This is a genomic window from Devosia crocina, assembly GCF_900116545.1.
In the GTDB taxonomy this organism is placed as follows: domain Bacteria; phylum Pseudomonadota; class Alphaproteobacteria; order Rhizobiales; family Devosiaceae; genus Devosia; species Devosia crocina.
Map to the genome: position 1 here is coordinate 135,758 of NZ_FPCK01000004.1, position 22,120 is coordinate 157,877.

22 protein-coding genes are annotated in these 22,120 nt (G+C 61.6%); 14 read left to right on the top strand and 8 right to left on the bottom strand.

The genetic code is table 11. From position 1 onward, the window contains the following. Positions 1-35 precede the first annotated feature (35 nt). Genes BM364_RS16705 through BM364_RS16720 form a run of 4 tightly spaced genes read left to right on the top strand, consistent with a single transcriptional unit; the run spans position 36 to position 4,275 of the window. Positions 36-1,553 carry a sugar ABC transporter ATP-binding protein gene (locus BM364_RS16705; protein ID WP_092426608.1) on the top strand — a complete coding sequence of 506 codons (1,518 nt, stop codon included), beginning with the start codon at positions 36-38 and terminating at the stop codon, positions 1,551-1,553. After that, positions 1,550-2,554: an ABC transporter permease gene (locus tag BM364_RS16710; protein WP_425284911.1), complete on the top strand. Its 1,005-nt coding sequence runs from the start codon at positions 1,550-1,552 to the stop codon at positions 2,552-2,554. Before BM364_RS16705 ends, BM364_RS16710 begins: the two co-directional genes overlap by 4 nt. Beyond that, a complete protein-coding gene (yjfF, locus tag BM364_RS16715; protein ID WP_092426611.1) occupies positions 2,551-3,525 on the top strand; it encodes a galactofuranose ABC transporter, permease protein YjfF in 975 nt (324 codons plus the stop codon). The genes BM364_RS16710 and yjfF overlap by 4 nt, the downstream gene beginning before the upstream one ends. A 15-nt stretch (positions 3,526-3,540) precedes the next feature. Next, positions 3,541-4,275 carry a FadR/GntR family transcriptional regulator gene (locus tag BM364_RS16720; protein ID WP_092426613.1) on the top strand — a complete coding sequence of 245 codons (735 nt, stop codon included), beginning with the start codon at positions 3,541-3,543 and terminating at the stop codon, positions 4,273-4,275. A 154-nt stretch (positions 4,276-4,429) separates the two neighbouring features. On the opposite strand, the gene BM364_RS16725 is transcribed toward BM364_RS16720, so the two are convergent. Both BM364_RS16725 and BM364_RS16730 read right to left on the bottom strand, forming a co-directional pair. Then, positions 4,430-5,368 carry a Gfo/Idh/MocA family protein gene (locus BM364_RS16725; RefSeq protein WP_092426614.1) on the bottom strand — a complete coding sequence of 313 codons (939 nt, stop codon included), beginning with the start codon at positions 5,366-5,368 and terminating at the stop codon, positions 4,430-4,432. Positions 5,369-5,535: 167 nt separating this feature from the next. Further along, positions 5,536-6,795 carry a glycerate kinase type-2 family protein gene (locus BM364_RS16730; protein ID WP_092426616.1) on the bottom strand — a complete coding sequence of 420 codons (1,260 nt, stop codon included), beginning with the start codon at positions 6,793-6,795 and terminating at the stop codon, positions 5,536-5,538. Positions 6,796-6,912: 117 nt separating this feature from the next. On the opposite strand from BM364_RS16730, the gene BM364_RS16735 reads away from it, so the two are divergent. The 5 genes from BM364_RS16735 to BM364_RS16755 are packed head-to-tail and all read left to right on the top strand — an operon-like array spanning position 6,913 to position 9,694. Then, complete coding sequence (locus tag BM364_RS16735; protein WP_092426618.1) at positions 6,913-7,602, top strand: DUF1045 domain-containing protein; 690 nt, start codon at positions 6,913-6,915, stop codon at positions 7,600-7,602. Continuing rightward, positions 7,599-8,741 (top strand): alpha-D-ribose 1-methylphosphonate 5-triphosphate diphosphatase, encoded by a 1,143-nt coding sequence (locus tag BM364_RS16740; protein WP_092426619.1) that lies wholly within the window; start codon positions 7,599-7,601, stop codon positions 8,739-8,741. Before BM364_RS16735 ends, BM364_RS16740 begins: the two co-directional genes overlap by 4 nt. Further along, positions 8,738-9,304, top strand: coding sequence for a phosphonate metabolism protein/1,5-bisphosphokinase (PRPP-forming) PhnN (gene phnN, locus BM364_RS16745; protein ID WP_175528648.1), 567 nt, complete (start codon positions 8,738-8,740; stop codon positions 9,302-9,304). Before BM364_RS16740 ends, phnN begins: the two co-directional genes overlap by 4 nt. A 56-nt stretch (positions 9,305-9,360) precedes the next feature. Further along, complete coding sequence (locus BM364_RS18565; protein WP_092426623.1) at positions 9,361-9,510, top strand: hypothetical protein; 150 nt, start codon at positions 9,361-9,363, stop codon at positions 9,508-9,510. Continuing rightward, the gene (locus BM364_RS16755; protein ID WP_092426625.1) at positions 9,497-9,694 is read left to right on the top strand and encodes a hypothetical protein; all 198 of its coding nucleotides are present in this window, start codon (positions 9,497-9,499) and stop codon (positions 9,692-9,694) included. Before BM364_RS18565 ends, BM364_RS16755 begins: the two co-directional genes overlap by 14 nt. Positions 9,695-9,725: 31 nt before the next feature. On the opposite strand, the gene BM364_RS16760 is transcribed toward BM364_RS16755, so the two are convergent. Genes BM364_RS16760 through BM364_RS16780 form a run of 5 tightly spaced genes read right to left on the bottom strand, consistent with a single transcriptional unit; the run spans position 9,726 to position 14,821 of the window. Beyond that, complete coding sequence (locus BM364_RS16760) at positions 9,726-10,631, bottom strand: nucleoside hydrolase (protein ID WP_092426628.1); 906 nt, start codon at positions 10,629-10,631, stop codon at positions 9,726-9,728. Then, a complete protein-coding gene (locus tag BM364_RS16765) occupies positions 10,631-11,623 on the bottom strand; it encodes a sugar phosphate isomerase/epimerase family protein (protein ID WP_092426629.1) in 993 nt (330 codons plus the stop codon). The genes BM364_RS16760 and BM364_RS16765 overlap by 1 nt, the downstream gene beginning before the upstream one ends. Beyond that, complete coding sequence (locus BM364_RS16770; protein WP_175528649.1) at positions 11,620-13,113, bottom strand: FGGY family carbohydrate kinase; 1,494 nt, start codon at positions 13,111-13,113, stop codon at positions 11,620-11,622. Before BM364_RS16770 ends, BM364_RS16765 begins: the two co-directional genes overlap by 4 nt. Continuing rightward, positions 13,110-14,069, bottom strand: coding sequence for a transketolase family protein (locus BM364_RS16775; protein WP_092426633.1), 960 nt, complete (start codon positions 14,067-14,069; stop codon positions 13,110-13,112). Before BM364_RS16775 ends, BM364_RS16770 begins: the two co-directional genes overlap by 4 nt. Beyond that, complete coding sequence (locus BM364_RS16780) at positions 14,069-14,821, bottom strand: transketolase (RefSeq protein WP_092427231.1); 753 nt, start codon at positions 14,819-14,821, stop codon at positions 14,069-14,071. Before BM364_RS16780 ends, BM364_RS16775 begins: the two co-directional genes overlap by 1 nt. A 351-nt stretch (positions 14,822-15,172) precedes the next feature. Here BM364_RS16780 and BM364_RS16785 point away from each other — a divergent pair, with 351 nt between their 5' ends. The 5 genes from BM364_RS16785 to BM364_RS16800 all read left to right on the top strand — a co-directional run bounded on the left by BM364_RS16785 (position 15,173) and on the right by BM364_RS16800 (position 21,047). After that, positions 15,173-15,997: a DeoR/GlpR family DNA-binding transcription regulator gene (locus tag BM364_RS16785; protein ID WP_244542927.1), complete on the top strand. Its 825-nt coding sequence runs from the start codon at positions 15,173-15,175 to the stop codon at positions 15,995-15,997. A gap of 344 nt (positions 15,998-16,341) precedes the next feature. After that, positions 16,342-17,946 carry an OpgD/OpgG family glucan biosynthesis protein gene (locus BM364_RS16790; RefSeq protein WP_092427234.1) on the top strand — a complete coding sequence of 535 codons (1,605 nt, stop codon included), beginning with the start codon at positions 16,342-16,344 and terminating at the stop codon, positions 17,944-17,946. Then, positions 17,943-18,077 carry a hypothetical protein gene (locus BM364_RS18795; RefSeq protein ID WP_280140661.1) on the top strand — a complete coding sequence of 45 codons (135 nt, stop codon included), beginning with the start codon at positions 17,943-17,945 and terminating at the stop codon, positions 18,075-18,077. Before BM364_RS16790 ends, BM364_RS18795 begins: the two co-directional genes overlap by 4 nt. Before the next feature lie 11 nt (positions 18,078-18,088). Beyond that, complete coding sequence (gene mdoH / locus BM364_RS16795) at positions 18,089-19,846, top strand: glucans biosynthesis glucosyltransferase MdoH (protein WP_092426637.1); 1,758 nt, start codon at positions 18,089-18,091, stop codon at positions 19,844-19,846. Further along, positions 19,833-21,047 (top strand): OpgC family protein, encoded by a 1,215-nt coding sequence (locus BM364_RS16800; protein WP_092426638.1) that lies wholly within the window; start codon positions 19,833-19,835, stop codon positions 21,045-21,047. Before mdoH ends, BM364_RS16800 begins: the two co-directional genes overlap by 14 nt. Here BM364_RS16800 and BM364_RS16805 read toward each other — a convergent pair. Beyond that, positions 21,044-22,078 carry a LacI family transcriptional regulator gene (locus BM364_RS16805; protein WP_092426639.1) on the bottom strand — a complete coding sequence of 345 codons (1,035 nt, stop codon included), beginning with the start codon at positions 22,076-22,078 and terminating at the stop codon, positions 21,044-21,046. The two genes, BM364_RS16800 and BM364_RS16805, sit on opposite strands and share 4 nt — an antisense overlap. Positions 22,079-22,120 lie beyond the last annotated feature (42 nt).

Sequence of the window (22,120 nt, forward strand, 5' to 3'; positions counted from 1 at the left end):
AAATTGGACGCATGCTCGTAGGCAGGGAGGGGCGCATGCCTGATCAGCAATACGCGCTCGAAGCGCGCGGGATCGTCAAGATTTTCGGCAACCACGTCGCGCTCGACAAGGTCGACTTCGGCCTCAGGCCCGGCGAAGTGCACGCGCTGCTCGGTGAAAACGGCGCCGGCAAATCGACCCTGATCAAGATATTGACCGGCGCTTACCAGCCCGATGGCGGCGAGGTTCTCGCGAATGGCGCCGTGGTCACGCTCAACAATCCGCAACATGCCCAGACCCATGGCATCGGCACCGTCTACCAGGAGGTCAATCTCCTCCCCAATCGCTCCGTAGCTGAAAACCTATACCTCGGGCATCAGCCAACCCGGTTCGGCTTCGTCGATCGGCGCAAGATGGAACGTGACGCCCGCGCGGTCCTTGCCCGCTATGGTCTCAACCTCGATCCGTCGAGCGAATTGGGCGCTCATTCTGTCGCCGTGCAACAAATCGTGGCCATCGCCCGCGCCGTCGAACTGTCGGGCAAGGTGCTCATCCTCGATGAACCGACGGCTTCTCTCGACCGCAACGAGGTCGAGCGTCTGTTCGACATCATCCGGGACCTCAAGGCGAGCGGCCTTGCCGTCGTTTTCATCACTCATTTCCTCGAGCAGGTTTTTGCCATTGCCGACCGCGTCACGATTTTGCGTAACGGCAAGCTGATCGACACCAAGTCGCTCGATGATTTGACCCGAACCGACGTCGTCCGGCTGATGCTGGGCAAGGATATCGCCTTTTCCGGCGCAACAATGCTGGAAGAAAACCGTCCTCTTGGGGAGGTCCTGCTCGACTTCAAGGGATATGGCAAGAAGCGCAGCGTGCATCCGTTCGACCTGACCATTCACAAGGGCGAGGTCGTTGGGGTCGCCGGCCTTCTCGGCTCGGGGCGCACGGAAATGGCGCGGATCATGTTCGGCGCGGATGCGGCCGACGAAGGCAGCGTGAGCGTTGCCGGCAAGCCGACCTCCATTACCAGCCCGACCGATGCGATTGCCCATGGCTTCGGCTTTTGTCCAGAAGATCGCAAGGCCGAAGGCATTTTCGGTGATCTTTCGGTGCGCGAAAACATCGTCATTGCTCTTCAAGGAAAACTGGGCTGGTTCAGCGCCCTGACACGCGACGAGCAGATGGAGATTGCCGGGCGCTTTGGGGAGTCCATGGACATTCGCGCCGCCTCCCTGGACATGCCGATCAAGCTGCTTTCTGGCGGCAATCAGCAGAAGGTCATCCTCTCGCGCTGGCTTGCAACTGACCCCGCCTTCCTCATTCTCGATGAGCCGACCCGCGGCATCGATGTCGGTGCCCATGCCGAGATCGTCCGCACCATCAATCGCCTGCGCGACGAAGGTCTGGCGCTGGTCGTCATCTCATCCGAACTCGACGAGGTTGTCGCCTACTCTTCCCGCATCGTGGTCATGCGCGATCGCGAACTGGTGGCCGAGCTCAATGGTGAAAACATCAATCCCGGGGTGATCGTGCAGGCTATCGCCAATCATAGAGACGGAGCGCAGGCATGATGCGGCGAACCCTTGGCAAGCTTGCCAGTCCGCAGCTTCTGGCGCTGGTCGGCGTCCTGTTGATCAACTGGCTCCTCTTCCCCAATTTCTTTCGCATTACCTGGCAGGATGGACGCTTCTTCGGCTCGCTGATTGACGTGCTGAACAGAGGTGCGCCGGTCGCCATTCTCGCCGTCGGCATGGTTGGCGTTATCGCGACCAAAGGAGTGGATCTGTCGGTTGGTGCAGTCATGGCCGTTGCCGGCGCTGTTGCCGCAACAATGGTCGTGGCGGGCTATCCCGCTCCCGTGGCCGTCGCCGCCGCATTGCTTGTGGGGCTGCTCTGCGGCCTTTGGAACGGAATATTGGTGGCCATTCTCGAAATCCAGCCGATCATCGCAACGCTTGTGCTGATGGTGGCTGGTCGCGGCATTGCCCAGCTCATCACCGAAGGCTTCATCGTCACCTTCACCGACCCGGTGCTCATCTATATCGGCACGGGCTCGTTTTTTGGTTTTCCCATGGCGGCCGTGATCGCCCTCGTGCTGATGGTCGCTGTGACGCTGATCGTGCGGCGCACAGCGCTGGGCCTCTTCATCGAGGCGGTCGGGGTCAATCGCGCTGCGGCGAGCCTTGCCGGCATTCGAAGCCGTATGCTGCTGCTCTTGGTTTATTCCCTCTCGGGCCTCTGCGCGGCCATAGCAGGCATCATCGTTGCCGGCGACATCCGCGGGGCCGACGCCAACAATGCCGGATTGTGGCTCGAACTCGACGCCATTCTCGCGGTGGTCATCGGCGGCACATCGCTCCTTGGCGGTCGCTTCTCCGTTCCCCTAGCCGTCGTCGGCGCGCTGATCATCCAAGCCATGAACACCGGCATCCTCGTGTCGGGCTTCCCGCCCGAGTTCAACCTTATCGTCAAGGCGGGGCTGATCTTCATCGTCCTCATCATCCAGTCGCCCCTCGCCAGCCGGCTCGCGCCTCCACGCCTCAGGCCCGCCGTCAAGGGAGCCGCCAAATGAACCGTTCCCTTCGCCCGCTCGCTGCCACGGCGCTGATCTTTGCCATCGCCTATGCCATTGCCGTGATGCAGTTCCCGTCCATGTTCTCGACCAGGGTGCTTGGCAATTTTCTGACCGATAATGCCTTTTTGGGCATAGCTGCGGTGGGCATGACCTTTGTCATTCTTTCAGGCGGCATAGATCTTTCTGTGGGTGCCGTGATCGGCTTTACCGGCGTTCTCATTGCGGTGCTGGTCTCCTGGGCAGGTCTGCACCCGCTTGTCGCATTTGCCATGGCCATAGCCGTGGCAGGCGCCTTCGGCGCCACCATGGGGCTAGCCATACACTATCTGCAGGTGCCCGCCTTTATCGTCACGCTCGCCGGTATGTTCCTTGCGCGCGGAGGCGCATCGGTGATCACGCGCGACTCCGTTCCGATCAATCATGAATTCTATGCCTTTGTCTCGGACCTGACGATCCGGCTGCCCGGCGGCGGGCGCTTGAGCATGATCGGGCTTTCCATGGTAGCCATATTCATCATCGGCGCGCTGATCGCGCATCGAACCAAGTTTGGCTCCTATGTCTATGCTCTGGGCGGCAACCCGGTATCCGCGTCGCTGATGGGCGTTCCCGTGGCGCGGACCACGGTGGCCATCTATGCTCTGTCCTCGATACTCGCGGCCATTTCGGGCATCGTTTTTTCGCTCTATACCTCAGCCGGCTATCCACTGGCTGCCGTAGGGGTCGAGCTCGACGCCATCAGCGCGGTGGTTATCGGTGGCACGCTTTTGACGGGTGGTTATGGTTTTGTGCTCGGCACATTCATCGGGGTGATGCTGCTAGGCCTGGTGCAGACCTACATCATCTTCGACGGCACGCTGTCGAGCTGGTGGACGAAAATCGTCATCGGCATTCTCTTGTTCCTGTTCATCGTGCTACAGCGCCTGATATTCGTCGCATCCGCACCCGGAGAGAAAGCCGCCAGGGCTTAACGCAAAGACCACGCCATGATCGAAGCAGGCAGCCTTATCCGGTCGCTCTCCGGCCGGCACGCTGCGCGCAATTTCCATACATTCGTCATCAACGAGATCGGCCGCTCCATCATCAGCGGCAGTTTTCCGGTCGGCTCCGTGCTGGCAAGCGATGCCGTGATGATGGAAACCTATGGCGTTTCCCGAACCGTGTTGCGTGAGGCGCTGAAGACTCTCGAGGCCAAGGGGCTGGTCGAGGCTCGACCCAAGGTCGGCACGCGGGTTTCGCCCAAGAGCCGCTGGAATTTCTTCGATTCTCAGGTGCTTGCCTGGCATTACCACGCGCCTGCCGATCCTACCTTTTACAACAATCTTTTTGCCGTTCGGGCCGCGCTCGAGCGCCCAGCCGCCGAGGGTGCAGCCCGCCATCGCACGGCCGAAGATGTTCGCATCATGAAGTACTGGCTCCATCAGGCCGCAACCGCCGGCGACAGCGTGGAGCAATTCGGCCTTGCCTGTCTCGAAGTGCACAGCCAGATCGCCGAGAGTTCGCAGAATACCCTGCTTCGGGGTGTCGTTGCCGTTGTCGAACTGCTTTTGGCGCTCGCCTTGACGCGCCACAGCGATACGGTCAGCGAATATTGCGAGGCGCGGATCGGGGCCCTTGAGCAGCTTGTTCGCGCCATCGAGGCAGGTCATGTCGAAGGCGCGCGCGAGCATCTCACGGCGAGCCTGGAGCTCGATCATCAAAGGATTTTGGACGGGATATAGCCGCGCTATATTTCCACACACCAAATGTCACCAAGACAAAGGCCGGGGCCTAGCACCCACTCTACAGCCGCCTCGACAGCGAGGCAAAATCTTGGAATCGCAGGATGGGCCCCGGCTTTCGCCGGGGTGACATTCCGTGATTGTGATTAGATGCCTACCACTCGAATACCGGGCCGTTGACCCGGGCACCGAGCAGGAACACGTCCGACATCAGCCGTAGGGGCGCTGCGTCGACGTCGCTTTCGTGCTTGTCGAGCAGGTCGGCAAACCGGTCATACATGGCAGAATATTCAAGATCGCCATGCTCGAGCACCACCTCGCCATTGACGCGCAGCGTACGCCCGCCGCGCTCGAGCTTGATCTCGTTGCCCTTGCCCGTCTCGAATCGGATGGTCCAGATTTCTCCGCTCTCCTCCAACCAGTTGAAGCCACAGGAGAGTTCCGGCTGGTGCGGCTGGCTCGATTTGAAGCGGATCTCGGCATCGACCGGAGTCTGCCGGTTGGCCGGAAAAGTAAGCGTGCTCGCTTCCACGAAGACAGGGAAGGGCATGACCTTGGTGAAGATCGAAAAGGCATTGATGCCCGGATCGCAGACGCCAAACCCACCCGGCTCCCAGACCCAGTCCTGCCCTGGATGCCATTTCCGCACGCTTTCGCGCCAGTCAATGCGGGCAGAGGTCACGCCCTCATCGGCAAGGAGAACCTTGGCTCGATCAACCGCTGCGTTGAACTGACTGTGCCAGGTCTGGTAGAGCACGCGATCGAGGCGGCGGGCGTGTTCGATGAGGTCATCGAGCTCGGAAATCGTGGTGGTGGGCGGCTTTTCCATCATCACGTCCTTGCCGGCATCGAGTGCCTCGCGCACATAGGTGTGACGGATACCGGGCGGGGTGCAGATGGAGACAAGGCTCACGTCCGGCATGGCCGCATAAAGCTCGGCCGGCGTCTTGAAGACCGGCACATCGCCGTGACCGACGCCTCTGGTCGATACGGTCGCTGCCAGTTCAAAGTCCCCTGAGGCATCGATGACGGGCAGATGTTGATCCTGCGCGATCTTGCCGACACCGATCACCGCGATCTTGCGCTTGGCCATGCTGTTCTCCCCGAGCCGTTTGGCTGAGGTTAGATCAAACCTTGGCCCACCCTGCCAAGGCCATTTTTACCACATAAATATGATTTTTAAGGCGACAGCAGTTGAAGGCTAATGAAGGGTCCCAGAGCCCAGCATCAGTGAGCCTATTGCGATGACCGGCTTTGCACCTATCGCACCAGAATGGCGCGGAAGTCGTTGACATTGGTCCCGGTCGGCCCAGTGACGAAGAGATCGCCGATCGCTTCGAAGGCACCGTAGGCGTCATTGTTGGCGAGCGCTGCCTGTGGGTCGATGCCGGCTTCGCGCATGCGACGGGCGGAGCTGCCATCGACGAAGGCCCCGGCATTGTCTTCCGAACCGTCGATGCCGTCGGTGTCTCCGGCAAGCGCGGTGATCCCCTCTGCGCCATCGAGAGCGATGGCAAGCGAAAGGAGGAATTCTCCATTGCGGCCACCCCTGCCCTTGCCGCGCAAGGTCACAGTCGTTTCCCCGCCGGAGAGCAGCACAACAGGCCTGGCAAAGGGCTGGTCGCGTAGTTGAACCTCGCGCGCCATAGCCGCATGAACCAGCGCCACGTCGCGCGCCTCGCCTTCGATGGCATCGGAAAGAATCGCGGCGGCAATGCCGGAAGCCCTTGCATGTTCGGCAGCCGCCTGCAGCGACAAGGCAGCCGAAGCAATGGTTGCCGAGCTATTCTGTGCGAAGACCGGATCATCCGCGCGCGGCGCCGGATTGTCCTCGCTCTCGAGCAAGCGTTGTGCTGCCTCCGGCAGATCGAGCCTGTAGAGCGCGGCAAGACGCCTTGCTTCGGCCCGGCTGCCATTGATGGGCAGGGTTGGCCCCGATGCGACAAGTGCGGGGTCATCGCCTGGTACATCGGAGACGACCAGGGTCGCAACGCGTGCCGGGGCGGCACGGGCAGCCAGTCGCCCGCCCTTGATCGTTGAAAACTGATTGCGGATCAGGTTCATCACCCCGATCGGCGCGCCGGACGCCAGAAGTGCGCGGTTGATCGCCTGCTCGTCCTCCAGCGTCAGCCCCGGCGCGGGCGCGGGCAGCAGAGCCGAACCACCGCCCGATATCAGCGCGATCGCCAGATCGTCTGCGCCAAGTCCGCTGACCAGGTCCTCAAGGCGTCTGGCAGCAACGTGACCAGCCTGGTCCGGCACGGGATGGGCTGCCTCGACTATTTCGATGCGCTCGCATTTTTCCGCATAGCCATAGCGGGTGACGACGAGACCTGAGAGTTCCCCCGGCCAGGCCAGCTCCAGCGCCCGGGCCATCTGCGCCGAAGCCTTGCCAGCCCCGATGACGATGGTCCTGCCCTTGGGTGGTTCTGGAAGAAACTGGGCAACCGCCCGCGCCGGCTGGGCACGCTCCACGGCAAGCTCGAACAGCTTTTGGAGCAGGTTGCGGTCCATCGTCATCCTCCCTAGATTTTCCTCAACACGCTTGTGGAGAGTGGCGGCAGACTTGTCCAGCCTTGCGGAAGCGTCAAATCGCGGACACATAGGGACGTTAGCGGCAGGCGCAGGGAGTTTCATGTGACCGAACGATTCGCCATCTACTACGCGCCATCCGTCAATGCGCCGCTCTGGGACCGGGCCTCGGCCTGGCTCGGGCGCGACCCCTCGAACAACGAGCTGTTCGAGGGTGCCATTGCCGGGATCGATCGCAATCGCCTGCTCAATCTCACCCAATCGGCCAATCGCTACGCGTTTCACGCAACGATCAAGCCGCCGATGGCACTGGCGTCAGGCGCGAGCCTCGAAGAGCTGCGTGCAGCGCTTGGCGAGTTCGCGCGCGCTCAGCAGCCAGTCCCGCTCGGCCAGCTGAAAGTTGCTTCGCTCGACGGATTCCTTGCGCTTGTTCCGCAACAAGAGAACGAGGGGCTGCAGGATTTTGCAGCTCTGGTTGTCGAGCAATTCGAGCCGTTCCGAGCGCCGCTGAGCCTTAAGGATCGCGCACAGCGGGTCGCGCGGGGCCTCACGCCGCGGCAGGAAGAGCTGCTCGATGCCTATGGCTATCCCTATGTCTTCGACGAGTTCCGCTTTCACATGACGCTGACCGACCGGCTGCCGGAAGCGGATCAGCGCGAGATCATGGTGGCAGCGCAGACCTGGTTTGCGCCCGATCTTGCAGAGCCTATGCTGCTCGATCGCCTGGTGCTCTATCACGAGCCCGAAGCGGGAAGCCTTTTCCGTCGCCTCGAAGATTACCGGTTAGGCCAATGAACGCGCCCGAACTGGTCCTGATCAATGCCCGCGTCGTGCTGGCCGATGAGGTCGTTTCAGGCAGCGTCCTCGTGCGCGAGGGCAAAATTGCCGACATTGACACGCAGGGCACTCGAAGCGGCGAAGACTTTGGTGGCGACTACCTGATCCCAGGCATAGTCGAGCTGCACACCGACCACCTCGAAAATCACTATCGGCCGCGCCCCGGCGTATTTTGGGAGCCGCTTGCAGCACTGCACGCTCACGACGTTCAGGTGGCAGGATCCGGGATCACGACGGTGTTCGATGCAGTGCGCATCGGCTCCGATCAGGATCTGACGGATATGCTCGAGCATGCCCGCAAGCTTGTCGAGGCGATCCGGCAGGGACCAGAACAAGGTTGGTTGCGTGCTGAACATTTCGTCCATCTGCGCTGCGAACTGCCTAGCCATGATGTGGTTTCCCATTTTGAAGCCCTTGCCGATCACCCTCTGACACGGCTTGCTTCGGTGATGGACCATACGCCGGGCCAGCGCCAGTTCCGCTCGCTTGACGACTATAAGCGCTTCTATGCCCGCCACATGGGGCAGGACCAAGCGCAGATGCAGGCCTATATCGATGCGCGGCAGGCTGAGCACGAGCGCTATTCTGCGCCTAATCGTGCCGCCATCGTCCGCCATGCCCATGCGCTCGGGATCGCGCTCGCCAGCCATGACGACGCGACGCTCGCCCACGTCGAAGAGGCAGCCGAAGATGGCCTGGCCATTGCCGAGTTTCCGACAACGCTTGAAGCGGCGGCGGCGGCCCACGATGCCGGGCTCGCCGTGCTGATGGGAGCGCCCAATGTGGTGCGCGGCAGGTCGCATTCGGGCAACATCTCGGCGACTAACCTTGTTGCAGCGGGGCTTCTCGATATTCTGAGCTCGGACTATGTTCCTTTCTCGCTTCTTCAGGCCGCGTTCATTCTGCCCCAGCGTATCGATGATGTGGGCCTGCCGCAGGCTGTTGCCACGATCACCCGCAACCCGGCAAAAGCGGTAGGACTTGAGGATCGCGGCGAAATCGCCATTGGCAAAAGGGCCGATCTGGTGCGAGTTTCAGGTCAGACACGCGTGCCCGCCGTGCGGGGCGTCTGGAAAGAGGGATTGAGGGTCAGTTGAGCGAACGCCCGCCGGGATTGCTGGTGCTTGTCGTGGGTCCATCGGGAGTGGGCAAGGACACGCTGCTCTCCTCGACCCGGCAAGCGCTCGACAATGACAAGCGCTTCAGCTTCGTCCGGCGCGTGGGAACGCGGCCCGCGGACCACGATCTTGAAGATCACATCACACTCGATGCAGTTGAATTTGCGGAAGCCCTCGCCAATGATCGCCTGGCCCTTTCCTGGCAGGCTCACGGCTACGACTACGGGCTGCCGATCAGCGTCGATACCGACCTGGCCCTCGGCCGCGTTGTTGTCGCCAATGTTGCCCGCCACGCTGTAGGCCAGGCCATAGCCAAATATCCCACCTGCCGGGTGGTGATGATCACCGCGGAGATTTCGCGACGTGCGGAGCGGCTTGCCCGGCTCGGGCGGGAAAGCCGCGATCAGATCACCTCGCGCCTCGCGCGTGAAGGTGGTGGCCTGCCGGCCGATATCTCGCCCATAGTCATCGACAATTCAGGTTCGGTCGGCATCGGGGTGACCGCATTCGTCATGACGCTCAGGGCATTGGCGGACGAGTGAACCCATAGCGCTCCTCCTGCGTTTGACACTTCTGAATAAAGCGTCAGGAGTTTTCCATGAGTCGAAACGGACTTTACGCCATTGTGGCGGTTCTTGCGGTCGCAGTGATCGGCTTTGCCATCTACACCTATCAGCAGCAGCAAGCGCAGCCGAGCCTGGAAGTGCGTATCGACCAACAGGGAGTTTCGATCGATGGAAACGGATAAGGACACCCAGAGGACAGCTATCGCCACTGCTATAACGGCAGAACTGCAACGCCAGGCCGATCTTGGCGCGCAGCGGATCGATGTCGAGGCGTTGGCGGAGGCCGTGATGAATGCCCTTGATCCTGTGCCGCCCATGTCCGAGGGACGGCGGCCGGAAGAGCTTAATTCGAGCAATGACGGCTAAAACAAAGGCCCGGTCGATGCCGGGCCTTGTCTTATCCGAAATTGGCTAAGCCTTGCACGCCGCGATGGAAGCGAGCGAGCTTGGCGTAGAAATCCTCGAGGATGTAGCGCACATCGATCGTGTCATAGACCTTGATCGGGCGATGTTCGCCATTGTGGATGTAGTGCATCTGCGGACTGAATTCGGGAGCAGGACGCCAATCGAAGGTGCCGCCGAGGGGGTTGAGGATTACGGAAAGCGCTGGTGTGTCTCCCAGGGAACGGTGCTCGATGGGGCCTTGGTGGACACGCAGGTTCCAGTCGATCAGCTGATCGACGAGATACTTGCCAATTGGCCCCTTGTCTTCGCACCGCTCCTGCAATTCGGCATAGCTCACCGACATCATGCGATAAACGGTCGAGGGAATCTGCCAGACTTGGATCTTGGAGCGCATCACGACATTGGCTGCCGCGATATCGTTCATCAGGTTGAATTCGCGGCCGCCTGAAGGCCACACACCGCCACCGATCCAGACGCAAACAATGTTCTTGTCGTTGAGCTGCGGCTCCAGCAGCAGCGCCGAGGCCATGTCGGTCAGCGGGCCAAGAAAAGCAACGTAAAGCGGCCTGTCGTCATCGCTCATCGCTTGATCGATGATCATCTGCGCGCCTTGCGAGGGCACGGGCGTATTCTCATCCGGTAGAGCCGTGGGCGCGCCATTGGCAACCGGTATGCGGCCTTCGAGGTCCATCAACTTGAGCAGATGGTCGATCTCGACGCGGCTGTCCTCCATCGAGGTTTTCGAGCGATGGGCGCCGAAATGAGCGGCAATGATGCCGTGGAAGTCGAAGGTTGGCGTGAGCAAGGCGTGGACGATCGTGAACTGATCGTCCGCCTCGTTCTTGGCGTCGGTATTGAGGATCAGACGCGCGCGCTTTTCGCGGGGCAGATTGGTCATCAGTCCTGCTCTCCCAGGGCGCCGAACAACGCCTTCTGCGCGATCTTCATGGCGCCGATAGCGTCGTGGCGACTCTGGGCTTCCTGAAGGGCGTCGATGTCGAGCCGGTCAAGACCCTTGGCCGCGGCCTTCAGGAAATCGATGGCGTGGGTAGCGGTTGCAACGCTGTCTTCACGGAACGGGAACTGGTCGAGCTGCCAGACGCCCTCCCACTTGTTCTTTTTCAGCACATAGAAGAACTCGAAAAGCTCGAGCGGATGGAGCGAGCCGGCGACGAGATCGTCGTCCCAGGAGCGGTAGTTGTCGTTGACGTCCATGCCAAAGAGGCGGCCGTGGTCGATGGCGAGCTGGGCAGAGTCGGCGGCGGATTCACCACCCATGATAGCGTGGCCGAAATCGAGCAGAATGCCGACATTGGGCAGGCCGATCTTTTCGATGCCGAGAATGGTGCGGGCGACCGACCCAAAGCTCATGCGAACGCGGGGTTCGCGGGGCTTATATTCGATGACGAATTTGAGGTCCGGATTTTCCGAAGCGAGCTGGCCGACGCCATCGAGCGAGCGCTGCCACTGGGTGGAATAATCGACCTGGAACGGATAGTCCCAGCCGTCCTGACCGGGCCAGAGTTTTACATAATCTGCCCCATGGAAGCGGACGACGTCGCAGGCACTGGTGATCAGTTCGTGAGCCTTGCGGCGAATCCCGGCGTCGGGATTGGTGAAGGCGCCCTTGACGAAGTCGCGGGTATAGATTTCAGGCGTGATCCCGATCACGCCGAGCTTGTTGCGATCAAGCGCTTCCTTGATCTGGGCGTCGGAGAATTCGCCACCGAAATAGGGCCAGTTGAGGTCGACAACGGAAAGGTCCTTGACCTGGCCGGCAAGATCGATGGCTTCGATGATATTGCGCGGAATGCCATAGCCGTCGGTGGCATAGCGGTCGAGATAGGTCGCAAAGTGCCAGATGCCGGCGCCGAAACGCTGATTGGTCATGGGGTTCCTCCAGAAAGCTGTTGGTCTTGTGTCGCCAAGGTCTGGGTCACGGCGGACTGCCAGCGTTGACGATGTTTTTGAGCAGTGGCGCCGTCCATCTTGGGGGCGAATTGGCCAGCCGCGGGCACGCCGGGCATGGCCACTCCCAGCGAGGAAAAGGCAAGTGCGGCAGCGCCGAGCGCACTGACTTCCGGCGCGGCCGCCGCCGCAACTGGGCGGCCGAGAATGTCGGACTGAAATTGCATTACCGTGCCGTTGCGCGAGGCGCCGCCATCGGCGCGGAGTTCGCCTAAAGGCGATCCCATATCGGCCTCCATGGCCGAATAGACATCAGCAACCTGAAAGGCGATGGCTTCGAGCGCAGCGCGGGCAAGATGGGCGGGCTTGGTGCCAAGGGAGAGACCGGAAATGGTGCCGCGCGCATCTGCCCGCCAATAGGGCGCGCCCAAACCGACAAGGGCCGGCACGAAGGCAACGCCGTTGCTGTCGGGGACGGTTTCCGCAAGAGCCGAGAGGGCTGAGGCGTCGGAAAGGCCCAGAAACTCGGCGGCGAAGGCGGCGGTTTGGCCGGAGACGGAGATATTGCCTTCGAGGGCGTGCTGGACCTCGCCGCCCTGGCTCCAGGCGATGGTCGAGGAAATACCGTGGGTGGAGCGGACCCGCTGCGGTGTCAGCGCCATCAGCGAGGTGCCGGTGCCGTAGGTGGCTTTTACCGTGCCGGGGGTGCGCACGCCATGGCCGAAGAGGGCTGCGTGAGAGTCGCCGATCATGGCGAGGATTGGCGTTCCGGCTGGCAAGGCGGTCGCGCCTTCCGCCGTAACGCCGAAGCGCGTGTCGGAGGACTTGACCTCGGCCAGCATGTTCTGCGGCACATCGAAGAGGGCGCAGAGCTCGGCGTCCCAGATTAGAGTTTCGGTATTGAAAAGCTGGGTGCGGGAGGCATTGGAATGGTCGGTGGCGTGGACAGCGCCGCCGGTCAGGTTCCAGAGGAGCCAGGAATCGACCGTGCCCGCGCGCAGTTCGCCTTTTTCAGCACGAGCGCGGGCGCCCGGTGCGTTGTCGAGGATCCAAGCGATCTTGGCAGCGGGAAAAAGCGGATCGAGCGCGAGGCCGGTCTTTTGCTCGATGATTTCGCCTTGCCCGGCGGCGCGGAGCGCATCGCATTTGGGCGCGGAGCGGCGGCACTGCCAGATAACGACAGGGCCGATAGGTTCGCCCGTGGCGGCATCCCAGACGAGGATGGATTCGCGCTGGTTGGAGATGCCAATACCGGCAATATCGCCCGTTCCAGCCTCCCCTACGACCTCGGCAATGACCTGCTTGACGCCGTCTACCAGCGCCATGGCGGACTGCTGGGCCCAGCCGGGCTGGGGATAGGTGACCATGTTCGGAACAGAAGCCTGGTGCAGGACGCGGCCAGAGGCGTTGACCAACAATGCCTTGGTGTTGGTGGTGCCCTGATCAATGGCGAGGATCAGCTCGCTGTTCATTTTTTGCGCGCGATGGTCTGGCGTACAGCGTCGGCGATGCCGGGTTCGTTGAGGCCGAAATTGTCGAACAGCCATTCGGCTGAACCGGTGGGCACAAAGCCGGGAAAGCCCAAGATGCGCATGGGCACGGGGTTGGTCGAGATGACCACTTCGGCGACGGCACCACCAAGACCTCCGCGCACGGAATGCTCCTCCACCGTGACGATCGCACCGGTTTCGGCAGCAGCAGCTATGACGGCTTCGTCGAGCGGATTGACTGTCGCCATATTCACGACGCGAGCCGACACTCCTTCGGCTGCAAGGGTTCTTGCCGCGGCAATGGCGCGATGGACCATGGTGCCGTTTGCAATGATGGTGACGTCAGTGCCTTCGAGGAGGGTTTCGGCCACCCCAATCTCGAACTTTGCGCCCTCGGGGCGCTCCAGCGCCGGCACAGCCATGCGGCTGACGCGAACGAAGACCGGTCCGTCATAGGCGGCTGCGGCTTTGATGGCTTCGGCGGTCTGCCAGGGGTCGGCAGGGACGATCAGCTTGAGATTGTTGAAAAGGCGTAGCCAGGCCAAGTCTTCGATCGAATGGTGGGTGGGCCCAAGTTCGCCATAGGCGACACCGGAGGATTGGCCGATCAGTTTCACGTTGACGTTGGAATAGGCGATGTCGGCTTTGACCTGTTCGAGCGCGCGGCCGGTGATGAAGCAGGACGCAGCCGAAACGAAGGGCACCTTCCCACCATTGGCAAGCCCTGCACCAACGGCAACCAGGGTCTGCTCGGCAATGCCTACATTGACCATGCGATCAGGGAATTTGTTGCGGAAGCCGCCGAGCTTGGAGGAGCCGACGCTGTCGCTGACCACCGTCACGATGCGGGAATCGGCTTCGGCCAGGGCTTCTATGGTTGCGGCAAAACTATCGCGGCAGTCGTAGAGTCCGTCTTTTTTGGGTGCAGCAGCGCTCATCAGACCAGTTCCTGCATGGCGAGTTCGTATTGTTCCTTGCTGGGCACGCCGTGATGCCAGGAGACGTTGTCGTGCATGAAGCTGACGCCCTTGCCCTTGAAGGTGTTGGCGATCACGCAAAGCGGCTTGCCGCGCCCCTTAGGGGAGGCGGAGAGCACATCGAACAGTTGCGCGTGATCGTGGCCATCGACGGTCTCGACATGCCAGCCGAAGGCGCGCCATTTGTCGTCGAGCGGATCGAGGGAGGCGGTATCTTCGGTGCGCGCGCCTTGCTGAAGGCGGTTGCGATCAACAATCAGGGTCAGGTTTTCAAGCTTGCGATGCGCGGCAGTCAGCGCCGATTCCCAGTTGCTGCCTTCCTGAAGCTCGCCATCGCCGGTCAAAACGAAGGTGCGGAAATCGGCCTTATCGAGCTGGCCGGCAATGGCGATGCCGGTTGCCACCGGCAGGCCGTGCCCGAGCGGACCGGTATTGGTTTCGACCCCGGGCAGGTAGTTTCGATTGGGGTGGCCGTTCAGCTTGGAGAGCGGCTCCATATAGGTCGACAGGTCCGCTTCGGGGAAATAACCGGCGCGGGCAAGAACGGCATAAAAGGCGCCCGTGCAGTGCCCCTTGCTCATCACAAAGCGGTCGCGCCCAGGATCCCTGGGTTTTTTTGCGTCATAGCGCATCACCCCGAAATAGAGTGTGGCGAGGATATCGGCCGCGGAAAAGTCGCCGCCCGGATGTCCCTGCTGGGCTTCGTAGACCATCTGGAAACTGCGGCGGCGGATCCAGAGCGCCTGGGCGGCGATCTCACCGGTCAGATCATTTTGGAGCGGCGTTGCTGGCGATGGCACGGGAGCCTCCCTGAGCAAGTGTGCGGCGTGGGCGCCGTTTTTCGTCGCGCGGGAAAGGCTTTCCTGGCGTCTTCAGCCAATTGGTATCGCGCTGGACGCTCGCGTGCAATACGGAATATTTGTGATTTTTTGCGTTTCATGTTTCGATTTTCAAGGCAAGCGGAAACAGCGTCCGGCGCAGTTTCCTGTGAGCCGAGCAATCCGGTTGCGCAATTTTGTGGGGGAGCCGCTATTATAGCAGGATAAGCCCCGGCGGAGGATAAGGTGCAAAAAGCCAAAGCAGCACGTCGAAATCGCAGCGACTCCCAAATCGGCGCGCAGCCGCAATTGCTGGCCGAACCGCGGCGCATGCGCATCCTCGAATGGCTGCAAGAGGAAGGCAGCGCGCGGGTTCGCGACCTTTCGGCAGCCTTTGGCGTGTCGGAAGCAACGATCCGCCAAGACCTTGAACGCCTTGATAATGATGGCTTCATCACGCGCGAGCATGGTGGGGCATATCTGCGCTCGATCCCGCAGCAGGTGCAGTCGATGAGCCTGCAGCATGTGCAGAATATGGAGAAGAAAAAAGCGATCGGCGCGGCGGCGGCGCTGGTTTCCGATCATGACACTTTGATCATCGATTCCGGCACGACGACCACGCAATTCGCGGAAAATCTTAAGGTTAGGCAAGAGCTTAACATCATCACCAATGCGCTCAACATTGCGCTGATCCTGGGGGCGATCCCGACCAACACCGTGCATATGCCAGCCGGCCAGTTCAAGGCGCCGACGCTGTCGCTGAGCGGGGAGAAATCGGTGGAGTTCTTTGTGGGCATCTATGCCCAAAAGCTCTTTCTCGCCACGGCTGGCGTGAGTTTCGACGTGGGCCTCACCTATCCGGCCATCGGGGATATCTACGTCAAGAGAGCCATGATCAAATCGGCCTCCCACGTCTATCTGCTGGCCGATTCAACCAAGATCGGGCGTGTATCCTTTTCTGCACTCGGAGGGGTCGAAATGGTTAACACTTTGATAACCGATGAGGGCATTTCGGATGCGGATCGTTCCCTCTTTGAACAACGCGGCGTGGAAGTACTGATCGCCCGCTGAGACCCGCGCAGCAGCATCAGGGAAACACGCGGCCAGCGACGCGATTCGCCGGTTCGCATTCAGTCGACAGAAATCGCAAATAGTCCCGAAACGATCGAGCTGCTCGCCGCGCCGCTCGCAACCAATGTCTTTCGCGATCATTGCGAAACCGGGGAAACAGGTGCGCCAAAAGCGCGCAGGTGAATGGCGTGCCATGAATTGGCCCATTCGTCCCCGCACCTTCACCACTTCGTGACCGGTGACGACTTGCCATGCGCGAATCGCATGCCCGCCATGCAACAACTTTACCAGCTTGGCGGCGTTGCCGGAAATTGATGGAACGTGAAGGAACCAAAAAGCAAAACATGCCTCCACTCCAGACAAACACCATCTCGCGACGTACCCTCCTGTCCGGTGCCGTTGCTTTTGCCGCCTTGTTGTCGACCACCGCCATGACACGGCAAAGCGTTGCTGCAACGCCGGTTTCGGGTGCCTTCGACTTTGAAAGCTTTACCGCGCGCATGCGCGATATGGCAGCGCAGCCCTATCAAAACCCGGAACTGATCCAGTCCCCGGTCTATGAAGCGCTCGATTATGACGGGCATCGCCGGGTGCAGTTCGACACCAAGAAGGCGCGCTGGCTGGGGGATGATCACGGCTTTCAGATCCAGGCTTTTCCGCCCGGCTGGCTCTTCAAGGAGACGGTGTCGGTCTACGAGATCACGAGCGGGGACTCCCATCCTTTCGCCTTCGACACCGAGGATTTCATCTACCACTTCGACGACAAGGCCGAGCGTGACGCGATCGAAAGCGCCGCGTTTCCCGGGATTGCCGGTTTCCGCATCAATTATCCCATGAACAAGCCGGATGTGGCTGACGAGCTCGTCGCCTATCTCGGCGCGAGTTATTTCCGTGCGCTTGGCCGCGGCAATATCTATGGCTCCAGCGCGCGCGGCCTGCTGATCAATTCCTGGCGCGATGGCCCCGAGGAATTCCCGCGCTTTTCCGAATTCTATCTCGAACGCCCCACCGGGCCCGGTCCCATGACGCTTTATGCAGCGCTTGAAAGCCACAGCGTGACCGGGGCCTATCGCTTCGTCATCTCGCCGGCCGACGCGGACCAGCAGGAAACCGTGATGGACGTGACGGCACGCCTCTTCTTCCGCGAGGATGTGGCTGAGGTGGGTATTGCCCCGCTGACGTCGATGTTCCTTTTTGCCGATACCAACCGGTCCGACTTCGACGATTTCCGGCCGCAGGTGCACGATTGCAGCGGTCTCGTGTTCGAGCCCGAAGCGGGCCTGCCGATGTGGCGGCAGCTCAACAATTCGCCGATTCTCGGCAATTCCTACTTTTGGGACGCCAATATGAAGGCGTTCGGACTTTACCAGCGCAATCGCAATTTCGAGGACTATCAGGATGCTGGCGCCCACTATGAGCGCCGCCCCTCGATGCGGGTCGAACCGACAGGGGATTGGGGCCAGGGCCAAGTGCGGCTGATCGAAATTCCGGCTCGCTCTGAAACCGATGACAACATTGCCGCGTTCTGGATCCCGAAGGACGCCCCCAAGGCGGGCGAAGCTCGTGAATATGGCTATCGGCTGATCTGGGGCGATCTTGTCGCCTCCGATGAGGCTGACCTTGCCCATGTGGTGGAAACACGGATTGGGCAAGGCGGGGTTTCGGGCGTCGAAAACGCCGCGAGCCTGCGCAAATTCGTTATCGACTTTGCCGGCGGACGATTGCCGGACCTGTCGCCCGATACGCTTTTCGACGTCAATGCCAGCGTGTCGGCCGGCGAAATCATTGGATTGGCCTTTTCACAGATCGAGGCCAACGGGCTATGGCGATTGGTTCTCGATGTGGAGACAATCGGGGAAAGCCTGATCGAACTCAAGGCCAGCATAAGTGCAGGTGGGGAACCGTTGACAGAAGCATGGCTTTATCAGTGGCGTGGAGAACAGGCATGAAGCACCAGTCCTTTCAGCCCTTCGATGGCCTGCCCAATGCACCATTGGCCATGCCAAAGCAGACGCTTGAACGCGCGATGCCGTTTGGCGGGTTTTTCCGGGCCTTCCTGCTCGTCTGGCAGAGAAGCTAGGTAGAGGGCCCATGCGCAACGGTGCCTTTCCCGGGCAGACAGCTCTCCTCCGTCTGCTCACCCTGACCTTTGCAGCTGCCATCTGCCTGACGGCGGGCCTCGCCTTTATCGACCTGATCGGCGGCAACCGGCCCGGATGGCTCGACTGGGTGCGCACCATTTTGCTTGTGCTCACCGGGTTTTGGCTCGTCTGGGGCAGCATGACCGGCATTATCGGCTCTTTTGCCCCTAAGCGCCGCCCGCGCGGTGACCTCAAGCGGCCCGAAGGGAAAACTGCGGTTCTCGTGCCGATCTATAACGAGGACCCATACGAGACCTTTTCGCGCATTGCCGCCATGAACCGGCAGATCGTTGCGCGCGGACTTGCGGACCGGTTCCACTTTGCCATCCTCTCGGACACCACATCGCTCGAAGTGGCAGCCGAGGAGGCCAATGCCTTTGAATGGCTGATGCGCGAGCCGGATGCGCCAGGGCGGGTGTTTTACCGCCGCCGGGAGCGTAATGTCGGCCGTAAGGCCGGCAATATCGAGGATTTCGTTGCCCGCTCGGGCGGCGCCTATGATTATGCCATCATTCTCGATGCCGACAGCCTGATGGAAGCGGATGCCATGGTAGCCATGGCGCGCAGCATGGATCTCGACAAGGATCTGGGGCTGCTGCAGACGGTGCCGGTGGTGATCGGTGCGCGAACGACCTTTGGCCGGATGATGGCCTTTTCCTCGGCCTATTATTCCAAGTACTTTTCCCGTGGCGCGGCCCTGCTGCAGGGCAATCAGGGTCCCTATTGGGGGCACAATGCCATTGTGCGTGTGCGTGCCTTTGCCAGTTGCTGCGGCCTGCCGGTGCTTTCGGGAAAGCCCCCCTATGGCGGCCATATCCTGAGTCACGATTATGTCGAAGCCGCGCTTCTGGCGCGCGGCGGCTGGAAAGTGGTGGTAGATCCGGAAATCGCTGGGTCCTACGAACAGGGGCCGGAAAACCTTATCGAATATGCCAAGCGTGACCGGCGCTGGTGCCAGGGCAACCTGCAGCACCGGCGCCTGCTTGCTGCGCCCGGGCTCAAATTCTGGAGCCGCTTCACGTTTCTCCAGGGCATCATGGCCTATGTGGTTTCCCCGCTCTGGCTGCTGCTTCTGGTTGCAAGCCTCGGGGCCAGCCTTGTGCCGGACAATGGCGGCGACCGCTGGGGCGTTTCCCCCTGGGCCATTGCAGCCGGGGTCGCGGTGACGTTGCTGTTGCCCAAATTCGCCATTCTTCTTCGCGGGGCGTTCGACGGCACCAATCGACTCTTCGGCGGCTGGCGCGTCATTCCCTCGGTGTTTGCCGAGATCCTGCTCTCGACCATCATCGCCCCTGCCCTTCTGGCCTTTCAGAGCCGGGCCGTGTTCCAGATCCTCTTCGGCTTCGATGGCGGGTGGCCGGCAACGGAGCGCGATGCTCGCTCGGTTTCGCTGCGCACCGCGTTCGAAGCGAGCTGGTGGATCACGATCGTTGCCATCGGGGCCATCGCCTTCATGGCCATGGCGGGTCCGGACTTCCTGCCCTGGCTCTTGCCCGTGGCAGTGCCGGCGCTCCTCGCACCCGTTATCATCTGGGCCAGTTCTCTGGGTGAAGAGCAGGCGGACAAGGCCTGGCTCTATGCCGCCCCGAGCGAACTTGCGCCCACGCCCATCATTGCAGAAGCCGACGCGATCCTTGTACAATGGCGCTCACATGATCCGGTGGGAGTAACAGCCATGGACAGCGTGGGCATACATGCTCCAGCGTAGGTCTTCGTTCTGGGACCGCGTGCCGTTTATGCAATCGATCCTTGCCGGTGGTCCACCGCTCGCTCCAGGCGAGCGGGACCAGCGGCTCGACATGTTTCGTGGCCTGGCGCTGGTGATGATCTTCATCAACCACGTGCCCGGCACCGTGTTCGAGCATTTCACCAATCGCAATTACGGGTTCAGCGACGCGGCTGAAGGCTTTGTGTTCATGTCCGGCATGGCGGCGGGCCTTGCCTATTCGAGCGCCTTTCTCCGGCGCCTGCCCCTTTGGCTGGCGGTCGCGCGGCCCTGGGCGCGGGCCCGGCAGCTCTATTTCGTCCACCTGACATTAACCGCTATTTTCCTTGGCACCTTTGCCGGAGCGGCCCATTTTTTCGGGCTTTACGGGCTGCTGGAAACCAACAATGTGCGGGCGATGGCGCGCGAACCTCTCGCGGTGCTGATGGGCATCCCGCTTCTGTCGCACCAGTTCGGCTATCTTAATATCCTGCCGCTTTACCTGACGCTTTTGCTGGCGACGCCGCTGCTGATCCCCCTGGCGCTGCGCAAGCCCTATTGGCTGATTGCAGGCTCGGTGCTCGTCTGGGCTATCGCGGGCCAGTTCAGGCTCAACTTTCCGAACTATCCCAATTCGGGTGGGTGGTTCTTCAATCCCTTCACCTGGCAATTGCTGTTCGTGATCGGGCTCGCTATCGGGGTGGGGATGAAAACGGGCAAACGCCTGTTTGCCCCGCGCCCCGTCCCGTTTCTGCTGGCGCTGGGCTTTGTGCTGCTGGTGCTGGCCTGGGTCAAAATCCCCGCCGTCGGATCGGCCGGAAATTATGGCTTGCACCTGCTGTGGCGGGGCGGATTGCCGTTTTGGGTCCACTCCTTCGACAAGACCTTTCTGGCGCTGCCGCGCCTGCTTCATGCCTTGAGCCTTTTTTATGTGCTGGCCTGCCTGCCCGTGCTGTTGCGCTTTGCCGCCTCACGCGCGGCCGGACCGCTTAGGGCCATGGGACGGCAGGGGCTGGCGGTTTTTGCAACAGGCACGGCGCTGAGCCTGCTGTTTCAGGCGGTCAAGACCGCCGTGCCGGGAGACTGGGTGTTCGATGGGGCGCTGATCGCGGCGGGCCTGCTGATGCAGGTGGGGCTCGCCTATGCGCTCAACAAGACGGCGGCCATGAAACTGGCGGCGGCGCGCGCGCAGGTAGCAGCCTAGTCGCTGCGCCAGTGCGGCTGCGGCTCGGCCAGGGTTTGCAGCTCTTCCGCCGGCGTACCGGCAATCCGCTCAAGAAGAAGGCGGGTGAGCTCGCCACCAGCGGCGAAGACATCCTCGCGGATGCTGTCGAGCGCTGGAAAGAGCGTGGGCAGGATGCCAGAGGTCTGCTTGTAGACCAGATGCATGTCCCGCCCCAGGCCGACGCCGCCGTCGGCGAGGCCGCCAACCAGAGCAATGGTGCGCATCTCGCTGTCGCAGATAATGCCATCGGGGCGATCGGGGCCATGAGCGAGCTCGACCCCCATGCGCCGGATCTCGGCGGGCGCGCATTTCGCCGTGCCTTCGAGAAGGCGCGCCTTGATGCCCGCCCGCTCGCCCGCAGCGCGGAAGGCGCCGACGATATTGCGGTAATTGGTGGTGCTGTCGTCCCCGATCACCAGCATGACATCGCGACAGCCCTTGCTGGCGAGCCGCTCGACGGCCAGGGCGGCGAAGGCCTCGGCGTGGAAATCGTGGTAGCTATGGGGCTCGGTAAAAGCCGTGCGGCCATGACTGACGAAGGGAAAGTCGGCCTCGATCAACTTTTCGATGCGTGGATCGTGGGGGGCGGTGTGGGTGATGATGACGCCATCGGCGGCGCGGTTGCTCAGGATATAGTCGACCGTTTCGGTGCTGGCGGTGCCGTCGAATTCGGGGATGACGGTGAGGTGGTAGCGCGAGCCGCGGATGGCCTGGCCGATGCCCTGGATCATGTGGCGGGCGAAATCGATGGAATCTTCGGCTCCATCAAGCACCAGGGCGATGACATTGGTCTTGCCGGTGCGCAGGCGCACGCCGGCCCGGTCCGGCACATAGCCGAGGGCGCGGGCGGCTTCGGCGACCCGGTCGCGGGTCTCGGGTTTCAGCGTTTCTCCGCCGCGCAGGGACAGCGACACGGTCGACAGGCTCAGCCCGGTTGCCTCGGCAATGGTGCGCAAGGTGACGCGCTCTTTGCGGTCACGCCCGCCTGGTCCTGAAGTCTTGCTGCTCATCTGTCCCGATCCTGAGGCGCGATTTTGCCACGGCCGCACGCG

Coding starts and splice junctions, on each gene's coding strand:
- yjfF (WP_092426611.1), top strand. CDS start 2,551: ATGAACCGTTCCCTTCGCCCGCTCGCTGCCACGGCGCTGATCTTTGCC.
- BM364_RS16800 (WP_092426638.1), top strand. CDS start 19,833: ATGCTCCAGCGTAGGTCTTCGTTCTGGGACCGCGTGCCGTTTATGCAA.
- BM364_RS16710 (WP_425284911.1), top strand. CDS start 1,550: ATGATGCGGCGAACCCTTGGCAAGCTTGCCAGTCCGCAGCTTCTGGCG.
- BM364_RS16725 (WP_092426614.1), bottom strand. CDS start 5,368: ATGGCCAAGCGCAAGATCGCGGTGATCGGTGTCGGCAAGATCGCGCAG.
- BM364_RS16805 (WP_092426639.1), bottom strand. CDS start 22,078: ATGAGCAGCAAGACTTCAGGACCAGGCGGGCGTGACCGCAAAGAGCGC.
- BM364_RS16780 (WP_092427231.1), bottom strand. CDS start 14,821: ATGGTCTACGAAGCCCAGCAGGGACATCCGGGCGGCGACTTTTCCGCG.
- BM364_RS16740 (WP_092426619.1), top strand. CDS start 7,599: ATGAACGCGCCCGAACTGGTCCTGATCAATGCCCGCGTCGTGCTGGCC.
- BM364_RS16775 (WP_092426633.1), bottom strand. CDS start 14,069: ATGAGCGCTGCTGCACCCAAAAAAGACGGACTCTACGACTGCCGCGAT.
- BM364_RS16755 (WP_092426625.1), top strand. CDS start 9,497: ATGGAAACGGATAAGGACACCCAGAGGACAGCTATCGCCACTGCTATA.
- BM364_RS16765 (WP_092426629.1), bottom strand. CDS start 11,623: ATGACCAATCAGCGTTTCGGCGCCGGCATCTGGCACTTTGCGACCTAT.
- BM364_RS16730 (WP_092426616.1), bottom strand. CDS start 6,795: ATGACGATGGACCGCAACCTGCTCCAAAAGCTGTTCGAGCTTGCCGTG.
- BM364_RS16790 (WP_092427234.1), top strand. CDS start 16,342: ATGCCTCCACTCCAGACAAACACCATCTCGCGACGTACCCTCCTGTCC.
- BM364_RS16760 (WP_092426628.1), bottom strand. CDS start 10,631: ATGACCAATCTGCCCCGCGAAAAGCGCGCGCGTCTGATCCTCAATACC.
- BM364_RS16720 (WP_092426613.1), top strand. CDS start 3,541: ATGATCGAAGCAGGCAGCCTTATCCGGTCGCTCTCCGGCCGGCACGCT.
- BM364_RS18565 (WP_092426623.1), top strand. CDS start 9,361: ATGAGTCGAAACGGACTTTACGCCATTGTGGCGGTTCTTGCGGTCGCA.
- BM364_RS16770 (WP_175528649.1), bottom strand. CDS start 13,113: ATGAACAGCGAGCTGATCCTCGCCATTGATCAGGGCACCACCAACACC.
- mdoH (WP_092426637.1), top strand. CDS start 18,089: ATGCGCAACGGTGCCTTTCCCGGGCAGACAGCTCTCCTCCGTCTGCTC.
- BM364_RS16705 (WP_092426608.1), top strand. CDS start 36: ATGCCTGATCAGCAATACGCGCTCGAAGCGCGCGGGATCGTCAAGATT.
- BM364_RS18795 (WP_280140661.1), top strand. CDS start 17,943: ATGAAGCACCAGTCCTTTCAGCCCTTCGATGGCCTGCCCAATGCACCA.